The 22486-nt window shown below is 34.4% G+C and carries 20 protein-coding genes and 1 other annotated feature; of the genes, 4 read left to right on the forward strand and 16 right to left on the reverse strand.

Translation table 11 applies throughout. The features are described 5' to 3' along the window. Window positions 1–79: 79 nt before the first annotated feature. From F8154_RS09050 to F8154_RS09065, 4 genes are all read right to left on the reverse strand, one after another. Complete coding sequence (locus F8154_RS09050; protein WP_207706871.1) at window positions 80–1576, reverse strand: acetyl-CoA hydrolase/transferase family protein; 1497 nt, start codon at window positions 1574–1576, stop codon at window positions 80–82. Window positions 1577–1603: 27 nt separating this feature from the next. After that, a complete protein-coding gene (locus F8154_RS09055; RefSeq protein ID WP_151861300.1) occupies window positions 1604–2818 on the reverse strand; it encodes a M20 family metallopeptidase in 1215 nt (404 codons plus the stop codon). 75 nt (window positions 2819–2893) lie between these two features. Next, on the reverse strand, window positions 2894–4315 hold the full coding sequence (locus F8154_RS09060; protein ID WP_151861301.1) for a YfcC family protein: 1422 nt from the start codon (window positions 4313–4315) through the stop codon (window positions 2894–2896). Window positions 4316–4389: 74 nt separating this feature from the next. After that, window positions 4390–5151, reverse strand: a complete 762-nt coding sequence (locus F8154_RS09065) for an IclR family transcriptional regulator (RefSeq protein WP_151861302.1) — start codon at window positions 5149–5151, stop codon at window positions 4390–4392. A 329-nt stretch (window positions 5152–5480) separates the two neighbouring features. Between F8154_RS09065 and F8154_RS09070 the strand changes: the two genes are divergently transcribed. Both F8154_RS09070 and F8154_RS09075 read left to right on the forward strand, forming a co-directional pair. Beyond that, entirely contained in the window at window positions 5481–6845 is a 1365-nt protein-coding gene (locus tag F8154_RS09070; RefSeq protein WP_151861303.1) for an N-acyl-D-amino-acid deacylase family protein, read from the forward strand. A gap of 51 nt (window positions 6846–6896) precedes the next feature. Next, the gene (locus F8154_RS09075; RefSeq protein WP_151861304.1) at window positions 6897–8066 is read left to right on the forward strand and encodes a M20 family metallopeptidase; all 1170 of its coding nucleotides are present in this window, start codon (window positions 6897–6899) and stop codon (window positions 8064–8066) included. A gap of 289 nt (window positions 8067–8355) precedes the next feature. On the opposite strand, the gene F8154_RS09080 is transcribed toward F8154_RS09075, so the two are convergent. From F8154_RS09080 to F8154_RS09105, 6 genes are all read right to left on the reverse strand, one after another. Further along, window positions 8356–9264, reverse strand: coding sequence for a bifunctional enoyl-CoA hydratase/phosphate acetyltransferase (locus F8154_RS09080; protein WP_151861305.1), 909 nt, complete (start codon window positions 9262–9264; stop codon window positions 8356–8358). A 111-nt stretch (window positions 9265–9375) separates the two neighbouring features. Beyond that, on the reverse strand, window positions 9376–10527 hold the full coding sequence (locus F8154_RS09085) for a tetratricopeptide repeat protein (RefSeq protein WP_151861306.1): 1152 nt from the start codon (window positions 10525–10527) through the stop codon (window positions 9376–9378). 17 nt (window positions 10528–10544) lie between these two features. Next, entirely contained in the window at window positions 10545–11030 is a 486-nt protein-coding gene (locus F8154_RS09090; RefSeq protein ID WP_151861307.1) for a GNAT family N-acetyltransferase, read from the reverse strand. A gap of 41 nt (window positions 11031–11071) precedes the next feature. Next, window positions 11072–11818, reverse strand: a complete 747-nt coding sequence (locus F8154_RS09095; RefSeq protein WP_151861308.1) for a hypothetical protein — start codon at window positions 11816–11818, stop codon at window positions 11072–11074. Between the two features lie 34 nt (window positions 11819–11852). Then, window positions 11853–13616, reverse strand: coding sequence for a B12-binding domain-containing radical SAM protein (locus F8154_RS09100; RefSeq protein ID WP_151861309.1), 1764 nt, complete (start codon window positions 13614–13616; stop codon window positions 11853–11855). Between the two features lies 1 nt (window position 13617). Beyond that, window positions 13618–14382, reverse strand: coding sequence for a GNAT family N-acetyltransferase (locus F8154_RS09105; protein WP_192930225.1), 765 nt, complete (start codon window positions 14380–14382; stop codon window positions 13618–13620). 227 nt (window positions 14383–14609) lie between these two features. Here F8154_RS09105 and F8154_RS09110 point away from each other — a divergent pair, with 227 nt between their 5' ends. Next, complete coding sequence (locus tag F8154_RS09110) at window positions 14610–15200, forward strand: zinc dependent phospholipase C family protein (RefSeq protein ID WP_151861311.1); 591 nt, start codon at window positions 14610–14612, stop codon at window positions 15198–15200. A gap of 36 nt (window positions 15201–15236) precedes the next feature. Here F8154_RS09110 and F8154_RS09115 read toward each other — a convergent pair whose 3' ends face one another. Beyond that, window positions 15237–16589 carry an MATE family efflux transporter gene (locus F8154_RS09115; protein ID WP_192930226.1) on the reverse strand — a complete coding sequence of 451 codons (1353 nt, stop codon included), beginning with the start codon at window positions 16587–16589 and terminating at the stop codon, window positions 15237–15239. Between the two features lie 159 nt (window positions 16590–16748). Between F8154_RS09115 and F8154_RS09120 the strand changes: the two genes are divergently transcribed. After that, window positions 16749–16943: a hypothetical protein gene (locus tag F8154_RS09120; protein WP_151861313.1), complete on the forward strand. Its 195-nt coding sequence runs from the start codon at window positions 16749–16751 to the stop codon at window positions 16941–16943. Window positions 16944–17065: 122 nt separating this feature from the next. Here the strand turns inward: F8154_RS09120 and F8154_RS09125 are convergent, their stop codons facing one another. From F8154_RS09125 to F8154_RS09145, 5 genes are all read right to left on the reverse strand, one after another. After that, a complete protein-coding gene (locus F8154_RS09125) occupies window positions 17066–18205 on the reverse strand; it encodes an ADP-ribosylglycohydrolase family protein (protein WP_151861314.1) in 1140 nt (379 codons plus the stop codon). A gap of 77 nt (window positions 18206–18282) precedes the next feature. Further along, window positions 18283–19965, reverse strand: a complete 1683-nt coding sequence (gene argS / locus F8154_RS09130; RefSeq protein ID WP_151861336.1) for an arginine--tRNA ligase — start codon at window positions 19963–19965, stop codon at window positions 18283–18285. Between the two features lie 68 nt (window positions 19966–20033). Further along, window positions 20034–20240, reverse strand: a binding site (T-box leader). A gap of 81 nt (window positions 20241–20321) precedes the next feature. Continuing rightward, complete coding sequence (locus F8154_RS09135) at window positions 20322–21293, reverse strand: DUF4097 family beta strand repeat-containing protein (protein ID WP_151861315.1); 972 nt, start codon at window positions 21291–21293, stop codon at window positions 20322–20324. Between the two features lie 110 nt (window positions 21294–21403). Beyond that, window positions 21404–21976: a GerMN domain-containing protein gene (locus F8154_RS09140; protein ID WP_192930227.1), complete on the reverse strand. Its 573-nt coding sequence runs from the start codon at window positions 21974–21976 to the stop codon at window positions 21404–21406. A 55-nt stretch (window positions 21977–22031) separates the two neighbouring features. Beyond that, the gene (locus F8154_RS09145) at window positions 22032–22484 is read right to left on the reverse strand and encodes a DUF523 domain-containing protein (RefSeq protein WP_151861317.1); all 453 of its coding nucleotides are present in this window, start codon (window positions 22482–22484) and stop codon (window positions 22032–22034) included. Window positions 22485–22486 lie beyond the last annotated feature (2 nt).

Consider the following 22486-nt stretch of genomic DNA (forward strand, 5'->3'; position numbering starts at 1 on the left):
AAACTACTATTCATTATAACTATTAATAATAATTATATTTAATGGAAATCCTCGCCCTATTTAGACGAGGCTCCAGTTTCTAACTATTTTTCATGGTTCCTGTTTGCAAAAATTTATAATGCCATGATAAAGCTTCATCTAGCCTATGACTGATATGGCATTTGTTCATTTGCTTATTAAAGTATTCTCTTAGCATATCCTTATAGCTTGAATGTACACAATTATCTATTATAGCTTTAGCCTTTTCTTTAGGAGACAAACCTCTTAAATCTGCAACCCCCTGTTCAGTTATTATTATTTGAACATCGTGCTCTGTATGGTCACAATGAGATACTAAGGGAACTATCGAAGAAATACTACCTGCTTTTGCAGTTGATGGGGTGGTGAAAATTGAAATAAAGGCGTTTCTAGTAAAATCTCCTGATCCGCCGATTCCATTCATCATCTTAGTTCCCATTATATTTGTAGAATTAACATTACCATAAATATCTACCTCTATAGCAGTATTCATACTAATAACACCTAATCTTCTAATAACCTCTGGACTATTACTAATCTCTTGAGGCCTCAGAATGATTTTACTCTTATATTCCTTTATATTATTACAGAATCTTTCCATACCTTTTGGGGAAAGGGTTAATGATGAACCAGATGCAATATTTACTTTGCCACTATCAATTAAGTCTAGTACTGAATCCTGTATTACCTCTGAATAAATAGAAAGATTGCAGAATTTAGATTTCACCAATCCACCTAATACTGCATTTGCCACAGAACCAACCCCTGACTGTAGTGGAAGTAGGTTTTCAGGAAGTCTGCCCTTTTTTACTTCATTTTCTAAAAAGCCTATTAGGTTATCTGCCATCTGCTGACTGGTTTCATCTATTGACGGAAAGCTTTTCACACTATCTGGTATATCACTTAAGACTATTGCCTTAACTTTGTCAGGCTTTACTTTAATAAAGGTGTCTCCAATACGATCTTTTGGTGATATTATTGGTATGGGCTTTCTATTTGGAGGCTTTAGGGGTTGATATATATCATGCATTCCTTGTAGCTCTTTAGGATGCCGTGTATTAACCTCAATAATAACAGCCTCTGCATTTTCAACGAAGGCAGGTGTATTTCCAAGGGATGTTGATGGAATGATATATCCCTCTTCTGTTATAGCTATAGCTTCAATAATTGCTATATCCACTTTCCCTAGAAAGCCATATCTAACAAAGTCTGATACATGACTTAGATGCATATCTATATAATCTATTTCACCACAGTTTATTTTGTCTCTACAATCTTTTTGAGTTTGATAGGGTAGTCTTCTTTTAATGGCACCAGCCCTTGCAAGCTCACCATCTAACTCATCTCCAACAGAAGCGCCAGTAAATAGATTTATTTTTAAGCCAGTTCCTTCCCTCTTAATTCTTTCAGCCAATGCTTTAGGTACTTCTTTAGGATATCCTGCAGGTGTAAATCCACTTGTAGCTATTGTCATACCATCCTTTATGAGGCTGGCAGCCTCCATTGCTGTCATGATTTTATTAAGGTATTCCTTCTTTTGTATTCTTTCTGTCATCATTGTTTCACCCCAAAGTCTTTATAAGTATTATTCTTCTATTCCACAAAACTCTAAAGCAGTTAAAAAGTATACCTCTACAGCTTCCTCTAATTCCTTTACAGAGATTTTTTCATTCTTAGTATGTGAATAGCTTATATCTCCAGGCCCATACACTATAGTTGGTATATTTGCAAAATTAGATAGCAAGGATGCATCAGTCCACCCACGTTTTGTTGACAATGTCGCTTCTTTCCCTAAAAGGGTACTTAAAGCATTTTTTACAGCCTTTGCTATGGGTTCATCAAGCTTTGTTTCAAGGGGCAAGTGATCCAAAGTAAGCATATTGTTGGGCATTCTAACGATTTCTGCTTCAAATTCAGGATCCTTCTGTTTAATTATATCAATAACCTCTTGATACTCACTTATCACCGATTCTACAGTTTCTCCCGTAATATATCTTCTATCTATTTGAATAATACAACTATCTGCAACTGTACTTGGCTGTATTCCACCCTTTATATGTCCAAAATTCATAACAGATGGCCCCATTAAAGGATTTCTTCTCTTCTCAAGCTTTGGATATATTGTATCTTTTATTTCCTTAATCAAAACTGCTGCCTTTTCTATTGCATTAACTCCCAGATGTGGTACTCCACCGTGGGCTGCCCTGCCTTTAATCCTAATTTCCAGCCACTCAAGCCCTCTATGTCCAGCAGAATACTCATAGCTTGAGGGTTCACCTACAACTCCTCCATCAGCCTTTATGCCACTTTTTACAATATCTTCAGTTCCTTCACTTTGCTCTTCTTCACCGATAACACCTGTAAATATTATATCCCCTTTAATTTTTAATGGCGAATCTTTTATTGCCTTCATCATTATAATCATAGAGGCAATAGGGCCCTTCATATCTACAGTACCTCTACCTTGTATATATCCATCAACTATATCTGCCTTATATGGGTCAAAATCCATTTCACCTGGCGGTACAGTATCTAAATGTCCGTTTAATAGTAGGCTTTTGCCTCCACCAGTACCCTTCAGAGTAACTATAACATTAACTCTTCCATCAACTATTGGCTTGACCTCTACAGAAAAACCATTCTCCCTACAGTATTGAGCCAGAAACAGTCCTACCTCCCTTTCCCTTCCTGGGTGATTAACATGACTAGGTATTCTAACAAGCTCCTGTGTTAGTTTTATTAAATCCTCTTTACTATAGTAATTTGCTATGTACCCTTTCCATTCCTTTAAGCTTATCATAGACCTCTCTCCCATCATATACTCAAGCTAAATCCTCAGTAAACTGAGGATTTAGCTTGATTTAAATTGTATATATTATTGTAAATTAATTAACTGTGCAATAATTAAGAACACGGCTCCTGAGGCTATCCAAATACCCATTAATGGAAGTATCCATTTAAACCATTTTTCGTAGGGAACTTTACCTATTGCTAAGTAGCTCATTAAAACTGCTGATGTAGGTATAATTGAGTTTGTGAATCCGTCTCCAAACTGATATGCTAAAACTGCTGTTTGTCTTGTTACTCCTACTAAGTCTGCCAGCGGAGCCATTATTGGCATTGTAGTTGCTGCCTGCCCACTGCCTGAAGGTATAAAGAAGTTTAGTATCACCTGTACCACATACATTAGTAGTGCTGCCATTACACTAGGTAATGACGATATCCCTGTTGCTGTTGCATGTATAATTGTGTCTATTATTTGTCCAGATTCCATTACTACTAGGATTGCTCTAGCTATTCCCACTACAAGAGCACCAAATGCAATTCCCTTTGCTCCATCAACAAAATGACCCGCTGTCTTACTTGGAGAAACACCTCCAACTAAGCTTGCAAATATACCCATCATTAGGAATAGTGAGGTCAATTGCTGTATATACCAACCATGCTCTCTAATTCCGTATATCATTACTGCAAAGCCTAAAGCCATAACAGCATAAACACCATAATGTCTTCCTGTTAATTCAGGTATTGCTGACAAGTCTAATGTAGACTTGCTTTCCTTCTCTAGATCATAAATTACACTGAGTTCTGGATTATTCTTAACTTTTTTAGCATACCTCATTACATACCATGCAGATATAATTAATGTTACTAGAAAAATTACTATCCTAAAGCCCATTGCAGAATAAATAGGTACTTCAGCTATTGATTGGGCAACACCAACGGTGAATGGGTTTGCAAATCCACCTGTAAAGCCTGCTGCTGCTCCTAAAGTAATCATAGCTATACCTACAATAGCATCGTAGCCTAGTGCCCGTGCTAAAGCTATTCCTATTGGAACGAAAACTATTGTTTCCTCCGCCATACCTATTGTTGCTCCACCAAAACCGAAGATTAGCATCATAACTGGTATTATTAGAATACCTTTATCCTTTAAAGCCAGTGCTGTTTTTCCTATCCCCGCATCAATTGCTCCTGTTCCTTGTATCATAGCAAATGCTCCACCTACTATCAAGATGAAGAAAATAATACTGTTGGCAGCCTGCATACCCTGATGAACAGAAGTGAAAAGATGGGGCTCTTCAAAGGAGAAGAACTTAACAGGTGTTTGCTCTACCCTATGGTAGGAAGCAGGGTCTACAACTGTTCTTCCACTGTTTGGATCCTCAACACGTTCGTAGGTTCCAGCTGGTATGATGTAGGTTCCTAGAAATGCAATAATTACAATAGCAAAGATAATTACGTAGGTATGAGGTACCTTAAACCTTTTTTTTGTTACTTCTTTTCCTAAACTCACTTTTACAACCTCCTTTTTTTCTGATACCTAACAAACAACTTGTAAGTTACTCTTTACCACCTCCTACTAATATTTTATGGAATTAAGCTACTTATTTTATTAGCTCCATCTATTACTACAGCTTTAATCTCCTTTAGTCTAGCTTGATCAATGCTCGCTTTAATACCTGCTGCTGCAACGCAGGCAATAACATCTCCCTTTGAGTTTTTAACTGGTGCCCCTACCCCTAATGCACCCTTTAAATTTTCGCCATTGCTTATTGAATATCCCTGCATTCTTATTTTTTCGTACTCCTTTAATAGCTTATCAGGATTAGTTATTGTTTTTTCACTCCTCTTTTCTAGCGGAGTAGAATACACAATTCTTCTTAACTCATCTAAGGGCTTATGAAAAGCCATTATAGTTTTCCCATAGGCACCACAGTTGATTGGATAGAAAGAACCAGGCTTATAGCCCATTCGGACAGAAACATAATCCTCTACCTCATATAGGGTCATTATCTTATTCCCCTCCTTAACAGCATATCCCACCGATAGACTAAGCTTTTCAGCAATTCCGTCAATTATGTTATGGATTTCATCAACGTACTTCATGTTATGGAGATAGGAAGCCCCTATGTGGTAGCTTAAGGGGCCAAGCTTATATTTTTTTGTGATAGGATTTTGGAGCACCATCATTTCCTCCATTAAGGTGGCTAGCATTCTATGGACTGTACTTCTGTTTATATTTAACCCTTTGCTTATTTCTATTGCTGTAAAATGATAGGGCTCGTAGGAAAGAAACTTTAGAATAGCTATTGCTTTTTGTAAGGAGGCTAAACTTCCTTTATCTTGCATATTATCACCCTTCTGCTAATTTTGTTCATAATATGAACTTATGTTTGTTTTATGAACATTTTGTTATATAATATATTCTATAGAAAACATTCAAACCCTTTTTTATTTTTAAAATTTTCTTAATTTTTTGTTTTTTTCAATATATTTTTATTTTAAATACATTATGCCTAACTATTTTGTTAGGACTTATATTAGTTAGTTAATTAATTAATTTAACTGTAGTTTAAAGAAAGCTCAGTTACACTTATTTTGAAGCTTTGCGGCGCTAGCCTCCCCCTTAAGGTGTGGGAGTATTAGTAACGCTACTTAAATAAAAAAGGAGGGGTTATATGTATGATTTAAAAATAATTAATGGAACAGTTTTAGATTTTGAAACAAACAAAGGTAAAAACTGTAGTATAGGTATTAAAGATGGTGTTATAACTTGTATAGGTGATTGCCCTCAATCTGCTAAACAGGAGCTTGATGCAGAGGGTAAAACTGTTTCTCCCGGATTTATTGACATCCATATGCACGAGGAGGTGTTTGATACTTCTAAAGCTAACAGTTCCTATGACATATCCAACAGTATGCTACTAATGGGGGTAACTACTTGTGTTGCTGGAAACTGTGGTAACAATAGGCAAAGCCTAGATGATTTTATTGGTTTTATTGAAAAATACGGTGCTCCTGTCAATTACCTGTCCTTTATAGGTCATAATTTTCTAAGGAACTCTGTTGGTAGTACAGATAGGTATAAAAAATCCTCCCCCTCACAGATAGAGAAGATGCAAAAAACTGTAATCGATAGTGTTAATAAGGGGGCTGTTGGTATCTCCTTTGGCTTAGAATACTCACCTGGGGTTGATATGGAAGAGATATTGACACTATGTAATGCTGTAGAAAAGAAGAACCTGCTACTGTCTGCCCATTATAGAAAAGATGCAAAGTATGCAATCGATTCTATAAATGAGTTAATTGATGTTGCTAAGCTGTCTGGATTCCCAATGGAAATCTCTCATTTAGGTAGCTGCTCTGCCTATGGTCAAATGACAGAAGCATTAAATACTATAGAAAAAAATATTAATGCTGGAGTCGATATCTCTGCAGATTGTTACCCCTATGATGCTTTTAGTACCTTCATTGGATCGGCGGTTTTTGATGATGGTTGTTTTCAGCTATGGAACAAAAGCTACGATAGCATATTATTAACAGAGGAGCCCTACAGAGGTGTTAGATGTAATGAAGAATTGTTTTATAGGGTTAGAAAGGAATATCCTAATATGCTGGTGGTAGCCTTTGTAATGAATGAAGAGGAAGTTGTGGAGGCCATTAAATCTCCTTTTGTAATGGTTGCCAGTGATGGTCTTTTTAGAGATGGTCAAGGTCATCCTAGAGCAGCTGGCTCTTTTCCAAGGGTATTAGGTAGATTTGTTAGAGACAATAATTATTTATCTTTAATTGATGCCGTTAAAAAAATGACTATTATGCCAGCCACAAGACTTGGCTTAAGTAACAAGGGGAGTATTAAAGAGGGCTATGATGCAGATATAGTTATATTTGATCCCAAAACCATTAAAGATACTGCCACTTATGAGAATCCTAAGGATAAGCCATTAGGTATTGATTATGTAATTGTAAATGGAAGGATTGCAGTAGAAAATAATAATATAATTAATGGTACTATTGGTAAATACATAAGGTCTAAGCTATAATACCAATAAAGAGATATTTAGATTTTAAATACTTTAGAAGGAGTTGTTTAAATGATTAATGAGGTGAAAAAAATCGCAGAAAACCTCAAGCCACAGATAGTTCAACTTAGTAATTATATTTATGACAATCCTGAGCTTGGCTATGAGGAGTTTAAAGGTTGTAAAGCTCATGTTGATTTATTGAAGAAACATGACTTTACTGTTGAAGAGGAATATATGAATATAAAAACAGCCTTTAAAGCTGTATATGACAGCAAAAAGCCTGGTCCTGTAATAGCCTACCTTTCTGAATATGATGCTTTACCTGGTATTGGACATGGCTGTGGTCATAATCTTTTGGGTGCTACAAATACAGGGGCAGCAATTGCTCTTAGTATGCTGCTTAAGCAAAAGGCTTTGGCTGGAAAGGTGTTGGTTTATGGTACACCTGCAGAAGAAACCAGTGGTGCAAAAGTAGCTATGGCTGATAATGGCGGATTCGAGGAAGTTGATATTGCCTTAGAGGCGCATCCTGGATCAAATCATTCTAAAAGTGGTAAATCTTTAGCAATGGAGGCAATAGAGTTTACCTTCAAAGGCAAAACCTCACATGCAGCAGCAGCACCAGAAAAGGGTATAAATGCTCTTGATGCAGCTATTCAAACCTTTGTAAACATTAATGCTTTAAGGCAGCATATATTGTCTAGCTCCAGAATTCATGGGGTAATAATTGAAGGCGGAAAAGCAGCAAATATTGTACCTGATTTAGCTATTGCACAGTTTTATGTTAGGGCAACAACTAAAACCTACCTTAATGAGTTGGTGAATAAAGTAAAAAAATGTGCTGAAGCTGGTGCTTTGGCAACAGGTGCTAAGCTTGAGGTTCGCAATTATGAAGCCTCCTATGATAACCTAGTTACAAACGAAAAGCTATCTAACACATTTACCAATAGGCTTAGGGATATGGGTGTAACCGATATAAACGAGGCTAGAGAAAGCTTTGGCTCTTTAGATATTGGAAATGTTAGTCAGTTGGTGCCTACAATCCACCCTTACTTCAAAATATGTCATGAGGATATTCCAGCCCATACAGTGGAGTTTAGAGATGCCACAAAAACTCAAGCAGCATATGACTCTATGGTAGATACAATAGGTGCTCTTGTACTTACTGCCTATGATATTATAACTGATACTAGCCTATTGGATGAGATAAAGGCAGAATTTAAAAATACGGAAAAATGAAAATATAATGAAAGTAGAAAATGGAAAATTGAAAATGGAAAATTGAAAACTATAACACATAATTAAAAATTAAAAGTTAAAAATGAAAAATTAAAAGTTAAAAGTTAAGAGTTAAGAGTTAAGAGTTAAGAGTTAAGAGTTAAGAGATAAGAGATAAGAGATAAGAGATAAGAGATAAGAGTTAAAAACATAAAAGCAATGTTGAATGTTGAGTATTATTAAAAGCAGATGATTAACAGCTTTGCTGTAAAATCATCTGCTTTATTATTACATCATAATACATTACTTATCAACTATTAGCTGCGATTACACTACCTAATGCAATTGAATATAGCTTAGTTTCTGAATCATCTGCTCTTGAAACTAAAACCACTGGAGCCTTTGCACCCATTATTATTCCTGCTGACTTTGATTTAGCCATATAGGTAAGGGCTTTACCGATTCCGTTACCTACTTCAATTGTAGGTACTAGAATAATGTCAGTCTCACCAGCTACTGAGCTTTTATATCCTTTTATTTCTGCGGCTTCCTTTGAAACAGCTAAGTCAAAGGCTATTGGACCTTCAACAATAACTCCTTCTCCAAAGTACCCTTCCATTGCAAGCTGCTTTAGCTCAGCTCCATCAACCGTTGCAGGCATTTTTTCATTAACCTTTTCCTTTGCAGCTAGGCAAGCAACCTTAACCTCTTTATTACCTAATGCCTTAGCTGATTGTATTGCATTCATTAAAATTCCCTTTTTGTCCTCAAGTGTAGGGCTTATGTTCATACCTCCATCTGTTAAGAAAAGTAATTTATGATATTTTTCAGCTTCATACACCATAACATGACTTAACAAACTGTCAGTACGCAAACCTATTTCCTTATCAAGTACAGCTTTTAGTAGAATTGATGTATCTAAAATACCCTTCATTACAAAGTCAGCTTCGCCAATAGATACAAGTCTAACAGCTTCTAGGGCAGCTTCCATCAAGTCCTGCTTGTGAATAACTCTAAACTGAGTTAAATCAATATTATTCTCTTCTGCTAATGTCCTTATTTTTTCTTCATCACCAACTAATATTCCATCAATTATATTGGATTGCTTCGCCTCTGAAACTGCCTTTAATACATCTAAATCTTGGGCAGCTGCAACCACAAGCCTCATCTTTTTCTGGGTTTGTGCTGCCTTTAACAAATCTGATAAACTATTAATCATAACATCACCCCATATTATTTAGTAATAAATTTTAATACTTATTAATTTTTTAGCAGGTCTTATGATAATACTTCTCTATACAAAGCTTTTTTCCTTCATTATTTTACAGTATTATATTGTATTATTTTTACTTTTTTTCTTTTCCTGTAGCTTTTTATAGCATAGTTGTGTAATTTCGTCATTGGGCTTTAACTCCATAGATTTTTTTAGGCATTCATCGGCCTCTTCTAACTTCCCAAGCTCTAAGTAAACCATTGCAAGGTTACACAATATCTCGCTGTTATCGCCCCCCACTCTTATGGCTGATATAAAACATTCCTTAGCTTTTTCAAATTCGTTAATTCCGCTGTAGCTAAGGCCTAGCTCAACCAATGTATCTATTTGGTTTTCTTGTAGCTCTAAAACACCTTCAAAATAGTTAATGGCATCTTTATAATTTTTCAACATTCTGTTTCCTAATCCAAGAAAAAACAGTAAATTCCACCACTCCTTATAGTCATCTAACAATTCTTCTAATATTTCAACTCCTATTTGTGGCTTCCCAGCCAATATAGCTTCATATCCTTCTTCATAAATGGCTAAATCTTTTATTTCCCTCAATAAAATAATCATATTATCCTTTAATATATCCCTATCAGATAATTCTAAGTATATCTCGGCAGTTTTTTTAGCCTTAACAAACTGCTTTTCACTTCTATATAAATATGCTAAATGGTAATAGATAAGAGGTTCGTCAGCACCTTCATTTAATAGGTCCTCTAGCTTTTCTTTTGCCTCTCTTTTAAATATTTTAGCTTGTTTAAGCTTGCTTACCAGCTTTTCATCAGCATATTTAGCCACAGCGGCTGCATAATTCAGTGTACCCTTTATGTTGATAGGATTTATTGTTGCCAAAGCCTTAAAATATATAACGCCATCCAATAATTTACCTTCTTCTAGGTATTTTGATCCTTTATATAGGATGTAATCCTCTATTTTAGAATCAAATCCATACAAAAACCCTTTATATTCATTAAGGTACTTAAAGCTAGAATCAATCCCAATAGTATATATCATACCCCTTACAATTGCCGCAACAGTAATAACTTCATCTGGATTATTCTTTTTTATGTTTTCTGCCAGCTCTTTAGTTAAAATGGGTACATGAAGCCCCTCATTAGGTAAATGATAATTGTCTATATTTAAGCTTGCATCTCCCTTAATCTCAATAAATGAAAGCTCCTCGGATTTTTCTTTTAAAAATTTTTCTATTATAAAGTTCATTATCTATCCCTCATTATTTAAAGTAGTTTATGAAATATTATATCGTCAACATATTTTCCTTTTGATTTATTATAATGATGCTGAAACACACAGCCTGAAACAGTAAAGCCACATGCTAATATTGTATTTATTGATGCTTTATTATCGCTGTATATATAAGCTCTAGCCAGCTTTATGCCAGCACCCTTCAATTCACCTAAGCAATACATTGTAAACTCCTTTGCTATGTGGTTACCCCTTTGTGTTGGCTCTACAGCAATTGTCAAGAATCCACTATGGTTTTTCTCAGCTTCCCCTCTTATACATCTAAAAACTGCCACGACTTTATCTTGTAATTTTCCAACATACATATAGTAATATGGATTTTTCAACCACTTATGTAGTTCCTTCTCATCTTTTATTTCAGCAAAGGATACCTCTGCCCCTTCCTGTAGTAGCCTTTTAAACAGCTCATATACCTGTGGTATATCTAATGATGTCATTCTTTCAAAAACTATACTCAATAGCTCCCCCTCTTTCCTTTATTAAGGCTTAAGCATACTTACTATAATTTCCTCATAAATAGCCTTTTTCTTCTATTGCTTGTGCTTAACACATTAAATAGATAACCCCTATATATCATTACAAATGAAAGCCATAGCTGCCCTAATAGATATAAAATAATACTTCCTGTATTTAAAAATATACCTAATAAAGAGAATCTTGATAGCATTAAGTTAAGAAGATTTCCAGTGAAAAAAAACAGGACTGCAAGTAGTATAATGTTAGGTATAATCCATTCTATCCAATTTTCCTTAATAAACTCCATAGTATATTTAATTGTTTCCCAAGGGTTATAGTATTTTTGATAAATAGCTTCTGGTAGTGAATTTAGAAAAATAAATATCAGAAAGGTGGTCATAAGCCTTATTGCAACAGGTGATATAAAGCTTGAAAGTATCGGTACAACTAATAAATCAAAGCCTAAAGATGCCACCCAAAAAACAAATAGTATACCCCAAACCTTTCTCAAATAGGCAGTAAATCCATCCTTAAAGTCTTGAAATGTAAACTTATTTCTTGTTATTATGCAGTTTAAAAGATATAAATAATTTGATATCAATCCACTGGTGGCAATAATAAGTACAATCCCTGCTAAAATCCAAAAGTATTGAAGAACACTATAAAGTATTATGGTTGCAAGGGAGTAGAATAGCCCCATAAAAATAATCAACCAATTCCTACTTAAGCTTACCACCGTATCCTTAACAATGCTTTTATTGGTATACAACAAATCCCTTAATATTTCCATTATAAACTCACCCCTATTTTATATCCTATCGCCATTAGTCATTTAGATAGACTTCATAATACCTTGAATGGTCAATAGATTTATTTTCAATATCATAATCAAATAACACTGTAGTATTTTTTTCTGTTGGTTCCTTAAACAAGTAAGGATTATCTTCTATTTCAATAACATTATGTTTAAATCTTTCAAAATGAACTCTTTTAATAATCTGCTTTGCTGGAGTATCTATATAGCCTGGTAAAAACTTTTGTAGGTTATCCTCCTGCTTTAGAAACTCATGGCATTTGTTTTTGAAGCCATCGTCTGTTTCTCTATGGAAAAAATCAGGTAATGATGAGGTTCTAGTATTCTTCAAATAATCAAATTTAAGAATCTCTTTAAACACTTGGAGATAATCATTAGCTTCTGCTTCATAGTAATCTAATAGTATTTTATATAGCTGGTTTTTGCCATTGGGCTGATGATGATAACCATTTTTCCACCAGTACCTGCTGAAGCCTTGAAAAAAAGAAAAATCATTTGAATAAAAGTTTTGCAAAATAAATTCTATTGATGCCCTAAACATCCTGGAATTCCAGTAGGTTTCAATAATTTCTTCTATGGCCTTTAACACTGTTATTTCTCCATAGGATAGTGCATTGCTTTGTAAAACTTCATATGGAGGCTTACTGGTATAGACATAGCTATATTTGCTAGCGTTCATTTTTAATCCAGAGCCCTTTAAAAGCTTTAAAAAGCCAATTTGTAGCTTTTCTGGTCGTAATGCAAAAACATCATTAAAGGATTTTCTAAATGAAAAAAAATCATCCATTGGTAGTCCAACTATTAAATCTAGGTGTTGATGTACATTCCTGTAGGAGGCTATTTTTTCAACAACCTCACTTAAGAGGGGAAAATCCATTTTGCGGTCTATAGCCTTTAAGGTTTCAGGATTTGTTGATTGAACACCTATCTCAAACTGAAATAGTCCTACTGGTACTGTTTTTAAAAAATCTAGCATTTCTTCGTCAATCAAGTCAGCAGTAACTTCAAAATGAAAATTAGTTATGCCATTGTTGTTTTCTAAAATAAACTTCATTATTTCAAGGGCATAATCCTTCTTTGCATTGAAGGTTCTATCTACAAATTTCACCTGCTTTACCTGAACCTCTAAAAAATGTTTTAGCTCATTCTTCACTCTATCTATGGGCAAGTAGTCTACCCCCCTAAATGAGGATGATAGGCAGTATTGACAGTTAAAGGGACATCCCCTTGAGCTTTCATAGTAAACTATTTTATCCTTATCAATTTGCTCACCTTCGTAGGGGAAGGGTAGACTGTTGATTTTAGGCCTTATCCTTTCACCCTGTGTTTTTAAAATCCTCCCTCTTACCCTATAGTATAAACCAGGTATTTGTGAATAATCCTCGTTATCCTTTAAAGACTTTAGTAGCTTATTTAAGGTTATTTCTCCTTCACCTATAACTACAATATCTATAGAATCGTTTTTCATCATTAAGTCCTCTGTTTCAAATGAAACCTCTGGACCCCCTAAAATAATAGTTATATTTGGTAAAATTCTTTTTATAGTATCACATAAATCTAGTATCATCTCAATATTCCATATATAGCATGAAAAGCATATTACATCTGGAGATACTCTATATAGCTCAGGTAGAATATACTCTATATGATGATTTATTGTAAATTCAATTATTTCTGTGTCAGGACAAACATCCTCTACAGACTTTTTCAAATATCTTATAGCTAAGTTAGTATGTATAAAACGGGCGTTTAGAGCTGTTAAGAGAACCTTCATTCTACTCCTCTTTCCTTTGTAACTTTTTTAAGCCAAACCATAGTATTTCATCCCAAAAAACAAAGTCCATTTCCTTAGCAAGGTTTTTTGAGGCCGTGTTTTCTGAACGAATATGTAGATATGGAATAGTACCGTTTTTTATGGTTTTATGGACTAAATCTGAAGTGACAATTTTTGCAAGACCCTTCTTTCTATGCTCTGATATGGTATACATTACACCCAATGAGTAATCTTCACGCACCAAAGCCCAAGAAATAGGATTTCCGTTGGAGTCTGTCAGCTTAGATGATGGCCTATTTCTAATGCAGTCTAATAAATAATTTCTTGAATCTTCATCTTTATATGTATAATAATGATTTACTATATCAACGTCTGACTCTTGTAAAGAAGACAATTCTGTAGAGCTATTATATTTTAAATAAAGCCTCTGTGGCAAATAAAATAAGTCACACTCTTCATGCCAATCTAATTCATAGTTTTTAAGATTCTCAATCACAAAGTCAGCAGTTTTTCTATGTATACCGCAAAATCCAACCTCATTTGGTAGCTCAATATTGTCTAGCATAGTTTTTATTAGGTTTTCATCTTTACTATATGGTATCACCCAATAACCATCTTTTAATACAAAGCCCTTGGGGGTTTTTAAGCTATCAACATAAATTTGAATTTCCTTACTGCTTTTCATCCTGCCTATGGTATTAAGGTTTGCATGGATGTTTTCACTAATTAGTGGCTTTATTATAGACCATTCGTCTACTAAATACACAATATTCCCTCCTTTAAAACACATACATATTATAACATAGAATGTTTTGATTTGCAGATTGATTAATTTAGTTTTAAACATTGCTAATAATAAAATGAATAAATGTACAATACTAAAGATTAAGTTTTTGTTATATGTCAATATTTTATGTAAAGTTCATTGCATTAAATAAGAATATTTCTTATAATGTAAATAGTCGTGATTATTACAGGAAGGGTTGTTGCCACATGTTACCATTTACACATAAGATTATTTCAGAGCATTTGTATGAAAATGTAAAAGAAAACCTAGGGATTCAACTAAATAAGACTAGCTTAACATATGGAAGTATTAAACCAGACCTTTCTCCAAGCTTTTTTAAAGTAAAGCACTTTAAGCCCCAGTCCTTTCCTATAGTTATTAAGGAAATATTTAACCTGTCTCAGAAAGGTATTGTATCAAATAAGGAGTTTATGAGGCTTTACTCGCAGCAAATAGGAGAAGCAACCCATTTTATAGCAGATTATTTTTGCGTACCCCATAATGACCGTAAAACGTATCATAAGAATTTTCTTAATCATTTAGCCTATGAAGGTGAGCTTCATAGCCTATTCAAGGGCTTTAATGAAGGGGTTAAGGTAGAACCATCTCAATTTAATATAGAAAACTATTCAATAGAGAAAATTCAGAATGTAGTTGATCGCCTTCATCTAAGCTATCAGCTTAGAGGTGAAGGCCTACAAAATGATATGAAAAGCTCTATATATGCTGCCTCTGCTGTGGCAATGTTTATTGTATATAACGGAATTAAGACCGCTTCATCCAAGAGAGCTGCTTAAAAATTTAACTATTTAAAAAGCATTTAAGTATGTAGCTTAAATGCTTTTTTCCTTCCATTTACCCTTTGAAAACCATATTATTATCACCAGTGCCTCTATAACCACCGATAAGCTTATTGCAATCCATACACCATTAGTGCCAAAATTGTAAATGCCTGTTAGTATATAGGCAATGGGAATTTTAATGCCCCAATTACCCAAAACAGATGCCAGCATAGGGGGGAAAGTATCTCCAGCCCCAGTAAAGGCTGAGCCAAATACAAAAGGAAAAACTACAAATATAACACCCAGGTAGCATATTCTCAGATAGTCAACTCCTACCTTAATAACCTCTATATCATCAACAAAAGCACCCATCAAATACTGAGGAAAAATAAAAAATGGAATAGCAAAAATCAACATATTTAATAATGCCAGCTTCATTCCCTGCTTTACTATTTCTTCTGCTGCCTCTAGGTTTTTTTGTCCTAGGCTTTGCCCCACCAATACAGACATGGCAGTCCCCAGACCTGTTAAAAAAATAAAAACAAAATTAAAGAGCCTACCGCCAATTCCAAAGGCTGCACCTGCTGCAACCCCTTGTGCCAAAACAATTCTATACATAACTAACCCAGTTAATGGTCTTGTAATCATCTGTAGAACTGAGTAAATACCAATTTTCAAAATTCGTAGGCTTGTTGTCAGCTTTAGTTGTACAGTATCTACAATTCCACTTACCTTCCAACTATATATGTTTTTAAGAACCAACAGACTCATTAGTATAAAACCACCTATTTCAGCAATTACCGTTGCAAAAGCCGCACCACCAATTCCTCTATTTAACAATACAATAAAAATATAATCAAATAGAATATTTGTTATATTCATTAATATGAATATTTTTACTGGATTCTTAGTATCACCTGTTGCTTGAATAATTCCCCTTGCTGTAGCATTATAAAAGAAAAATGGAACACCTATTAAGGCCACTTTTATATAAATTTTAGATTGCTCCAACACATTTATATTTGCTTCACCAAAAATCCAAAGTATTTTATCTATTGAGCTATAAACAATTACTGTTGTAATTAAGCCAATTATAACAGAAAGTAATATGCCATTTATTGTTATGGCCTTTATATTCTCTTGATCATTAGCACCAGTAAATCTTGAAACCAAAGCAATTACACCTGTAGCTATTAGGAAGGGTAGTACGTGAATCACTCCAATTACTGATATACTTGTTCCAGCCGCCGCTGCTTCAACACTTCCTAAGCCTGCGATAAACCACATATCGGCTATTACCATTAATGTATGAAGAAACTGACCTGTCATAACCGGCCATGCAAGTGCCCATATTTTTTTAATTTGCTGTTTATTTGATTTATTAACAATATTATTAGCTGTCACAATATCCCTTCCCCTCAATACTTGCCTACTGACTTTCATTTTAAAAGCTAATTACTCACTTAACGTTAAAAAACTTGTTGAACCATGAAGGTTTTTTGCAATGCTTGTAGAATTATAGAATAGTATTATATTATGTTGCTGATAGAAAGGAGACTGCAAATGGAGGAATTTTCTACAATATCGGTAGAGGAAATTTCAAAAGAAGACATGCTGCTCATTATTAAAGCCCTTGAATATACTGGAGAACAAACCAACATCTCTTCCTTCATTGAGCTTAAAAATACAATTGTAAAGCAATTAAGTATTTTAGCAAATGCAACTGAAGCTGAATTCATTGAGTTTCTTCAGAAATAATTTGCAATAAAGTTTAAGACTTTAAACCCTAAAGCCCACTTGTAGCTTTTAAGCCTAGCGCCGGGTATGTTTTATACCCTCGCTGGGTTTTCTTGTGGTAAAAATGCAATAAGTGTTTTATTCTAACTTTTTGTTTTTGTTAGAACATAATCACCTGACTTAGTGTTTAAGTGTACCTGCTTTAGTTTATCATTTTCTTTTATTCCAACAATTTTACACAGATTAAATATTGGGTGCTTTATAACACTCCCTTGCTTTTGATTAAATAGATCTATATTTATGTTAATGTTTAAATATTGATTTCTCTTTATTTCATAGTGTCTAAGCTTGTTAATATATTCCCCCATGCTTTCAATAAATCCATTGTTTTTAAAGCCCCTGTAAGCTTCTATTGTGTCTGTGTTAACTATGCCTAAGAAGCCATAGGACAAGCTTAATGATTCCTTTACATCATCCTTAGGCATAAATTGAAAGCTAATGCTTTTACTGTCTTTTAGTCTAAAAAAATTTATTATAGCTGCAATAAACATATTCTTACTATCCCAATGTTTATTTTTAGGTGAGATATCCTCCATGTCCTTCATTCTATCTAACTCCATAATAAATTCAATTTTTTCCTTCTCATATTTTATAGAGTAGCTATTAGAAGCTATTTCATCATCTAAATCCTCTCTTTTTAGGTTAATTAAGTACTCCTTAAGCTGTTGAGCTAACTTAAATTTATCAATTTCCCTGTTTCCTAATAGTATATAAAAGCATCTAGCTATTAGAAGTCCAGTTAATATAACAACAGGATGTCTATTAACTGTTATGATATGTTTAAATATTTCATCTACTGCTACACTTAAATTTTTGTTAGCAAATAGTAATACTGATACCCGAGAAATACCATAGCCCCGCCTATCGTTATGGTAGGCAGGGCTTTTGCTATAGATTTTGGGGTTAGAAATATAGTCCAGCAAATTTACTGGATTGCCATGTCTATAATACTTAAATAGTTTTAGCTCCTCAATTAATCTAGCTTTATCAATTATTACCCTTGAGTTTTCAATATCATCTATTAAGGACTTTGTTAGTATTATTAATAGTTCTGTAATATCACTATATTGACCGGCTTCTTGCTCTAAATCAATGTCCTCATCCCACTTTAAAGTAAAATCCTTAAAGCCATTTTTGATTTCTGTATTTTCATATAATAGGCCTAAAGCATCCCCATAAGCCATCATTGTATAAGCCTGTTTTATTAACTTCTCCTTAGTCAAAATATATCCCCCCAAGAAGTAAATTCCTTCACTATCTAATGGTAATAAATATTAACCTAAGATACAAGTATTATTGTTTACATTTTTTCTGGAGCCTTTATTCCTAATAGATATAACCCTGTGTATAGCACCTGCTTTACTGCAAATACAACAGCTAATCTAGCTCTTTTAACCTCTTCATCCTCCACTAATATTGGATGATCATGATAAAACCTATTAAATGCCTGAGCTATATCAATTATATGTCTAGTTATGATTGATGGCTCATTTTTTCTTTGTGCATCTAGTATCACCTCTGGAAGCTGTTGTATAAGCTTTATAAGGGCCAATGTGACACCGTCTGTTAAAACCCCTTCATCTATATCAGCTGTAACCTCTATGTCTGACTTCCTTAATACACTGGAGGCTCGAGCATGGGTATATTGTACATATGGACCTGTCTCCCCTTCAAAATTTAAAGCTTTATCCCATGAGAAGGTGTAGTCCTTAATTCTATTATTGGATAGCTCTTGAAATACTATGGCACCAATTCCAACCTGTGCTGCTATTTCCTCTAGGTTATCAATGTTAGGGTTTTTATCATTAATAATCTCTTTAGTCTTATCCACTGCTCTTTTTAGTACATCCTCTAGAAAAACAACTCTTCCTTTTCTAGTTGCAATAGTACCCTCCTCTAAACCTACTAAGCCAAATGACACATGTATACAATCCTCTGCCCAGTCCATCCCCATTAGCTCTATTATTTTTTTCCATTGTTGAAAGTGTAGGTTTTGCTGAGAGCCTACAACATATATATTTTTATAAAAGTCGTAGGTTTCTTTTCTATAGATGGCTGCGGCAATATCTCTTGTTATATATAAGGTAGATCCATCACTTTTCCTTATTAGGGCTGGAGGCATTCCGTACTCTTCAAGATCAACTATATCTGCACCCTTTGACTTCTGTAGTATGTTTAGCTCCTCCATCATTTTAACAGCTTTAGGCATTTTGTCTGAGTAAAAGCTTTCACCTGCCAAGGAATCAAAGGAGATATCTAGCATGTTATATGTTCTGTTGAACTCCTCTAGGCTGACATCCCTAAACCACTGCCACAAGACCTGAGCCTCTTCATCTCCATCCTCTAGCTTTTTAAACCACATTCTAGCCTCATCTTCAAGCTGAGGATTTTTTTCCGCCTCTTCATGGAACTTAACATATAGCTTAAGCAAAGCTGGAATTGGGTTGCTTTTAACTTCTTCTTCCTTACCCCATTTTTTAAAGGCAACAATCAATTTACCAAATTGTGTTCCATAATCCCCTAAGTGGTTAATGGTTATAGTGTTATATCCTAAAAAATCATAAATCTTATATAATGAATTTCCAATAACTGTTGTCCTTATATGGCCTATATGAAAGGGTTTTGCTATATTGGGTGATGAAAACTCAACAATAACATTTTTACCTTCCCCTATTTTACTTCTACCATAATCATTTTTCTTTTCTATAACTTCCCTAATTACCGAGCCTACAAAATAAGCCTGATTTACAAAAAAGTTTAAGTAGCCCCCTGCAACCTCTATCTTTTCAAAGGCTTCTGTTAGCTTAATTCTTCCTGCCAGCTCTTGTGCAATAATATTTGGTGACTTTCTGTAGACCTTAGAAAGCTTAAAGCATGGAAAGGCGAAATCACCCATATCACTGTTTTTAGGAATTTCAATTGTTAGTAAAAGCTCCTCCTTTGAAAGTTCTTTAATCTCTTGGTATAAAATATCTGTTAGCATTTCCTTAAAATCCACACTAATACCTCCTGAAATTTATTGTAAAATATAAAAACCCTCATCTCTAAATAATAAGAGACGAGAGTTATATCCCGTGTTACCACTCTTTTTGGTATTTCTACCCACTCTGTTCCCTTTAACGGAGGAAAACCGTTTTACCCTACTATTTTCAGGAAAATACTCAGAGGTGCGCTTCAATGTATAACAGCACTGGACTCCCACCAACCCCAGCTCGCTTAAGAGGTTATTACACCTACTCTCCTCGTCATTGCTTTACCAATAATTCTATTGGAAAATAATATATCATATATTTTTACTTAAATCAACATTTTTATACAAGCAGTTTATTAGTTAGCCTATTACAAATTATTAGTAAACTTTATTAATCGAATACTTCCTACATTTGTTTTAACGGAAATATTAATTTTACCATTGTTTCTAGTGCCAGTTAGGCTTCCCTTTTTCTCCTTTTTATTATCTAATGCAATGCTATTATCTATGATACCAACTCCTGTTTCTGCATCGATATTAAAGGAAAGCTCTGGGTCTATGGCAACTACTATTGACCCTGTTTTACTAGAAAAATAATAATCCCCCAGCTCTGTTAGCTTGCATGTAACATCTATTGAGCCTGTTGCTGTTTGTATTTCACTATCACCTAATAGCTGTCCACCCTCTATGTCTATACTACCTGTAGAGGTGCTAATATTACCCTTAACTGTGGAGTTATAGCAGTTTATTTTTCCTACATTTCCTTTTATCTCAACATCATCTGCTGTTACATCAATAAGGAAAACATCTCCAACATTGGTTTTAACTGAGATATCCCCTGTATTAAACTCAGTAAAGGTAACATCACCTACGTTATTTATAATTTTTATAGAGGTTACACCCTGTGGTAGACTCAAATCAATATCCACAGCTCTGTTCTTAAACAGGTTTTCTATGTCCTTAGTTAGAACAGCATTAATATCGAGTAAGTTCCCCTCTTCTGATACCGTGACCTCCATACTGTTTAAACCCTTCTCGATATCAGCCTCGTCATTGGATCTTGCTTTAAGTCTTTTAGTCACTTTTACTTCACTATTTTGATTGCTGCTATGGCTAATGTTTATTTTACCTACATAGTTATCAATTTTTACCTCTGTAATGTTGTCGCTAATTTCATTTGCAAAGGAATGGCTTCTTTCGTAGCCCTCGCCTACATAGTTTTCGCCTATATCAACAAGCTTATCAATGTCTTTCTGTAATTGCTCAACTTCACTAGTACAGCCTGTTAATACTAAAGCCATTGTCAATATAACGACAAGCTTCTTGAGCTTATTATTCATTTTACATCCTCCTACATACTTTTTCGTTTCATCTTATTTACGTAGGATAATAAATTATGTCTGAAAAAAAAGGGTTAAAATTAACCCTTTAAAAACCTATCATTGTAAGATTACTTATCTAAATGGAAGTCACTAATAAACTCATAAGTTTGACTAATATCAACACCTCTAACATCTGTCACCTTCTCACCCTCTATTAGTATTTCCACATAGTCATTGCTTGGTAAAGTCGTTAGGGAGTTTACAATTGCAGCTATTGTTACCTCTACATCTGTTTCATCACCCTTCATATTATCTACAAACTCCTTAGAGAGATTTACAATAACAGTATCTCCATCCTTTTCTACCGAAAGAACCTTAGTACCTGTTGGAATAGGGTTTATTAAGTCTTCAATAGGGGCTTGTGCAATTAGCTCCTCCAATACAAAATGCTCGAAGCTTTTGTCCTCTAGTCTCCTATCATTTTCCTTAACGTTAAAGCTATCGGAGAAAATAAATGGTGTATCCTTATGCTTAAGATACAAAACATAGTATAGTTCTTCTGTGTCTTCTTCTGTGCCTTCTTCAGTTTCTTCAATTGCCGGTGCTTCTGTTTGCTCCTCTAAAGTTTCCTCCTTTGAACAGGCTACTACACCTATAACAATAAGTAGTACTAATAATACAGCTAATAGTTTACTCTTCATTAGTATACCTCCTTGATTTATTAGACTTGTTTTTTCTTTAATAGTTCCTATATCTTTACTTATACCCATAATCTTCGGTAAAAACATTTACTCCATGCTTCTTTAAAAGAGCTGTAGTAACTCCACAGCCTTTTTTACACTTCCCAGTAAAGGAGCCATCATATATAATATCTAGTCCACAGGAGGGACTTCTTGCCTTTAAAATAGCCATATCTATATTATATAGCTTTGCTATTTTTAGAGTCTCATGGGCCCCCCTTATAAATGCTTCGGTAACATCCTGCCCTTTATTTGTAATGACCTTACCCCTCCCCATTAAAACATCTAGCCCATCTCTCCCTTGAATTTCCGCAGGGTCTCTTGGAGTTGTCAGACCCCCCAGTTGTTCTGGGCATATCGGTATAATGGTTTTTTCCTTTAAATCTTTAACCAGCCCTACATTATTATTGTTACCGCCTGAATACTTACAGTTTATACCTAATAGACAGGCACTTACAAGAATCCTCATCT

The organism is Alkaliphilus pronyensis (assembly GCF_009017275.1).
Taxonomy (GTDB): Bacteria; Bacillota; Clostridia; order Peptostreptococcales; family Natronincolaceae; genus Alkaliphilus_C; species Alkaliphilus_C pronyensis.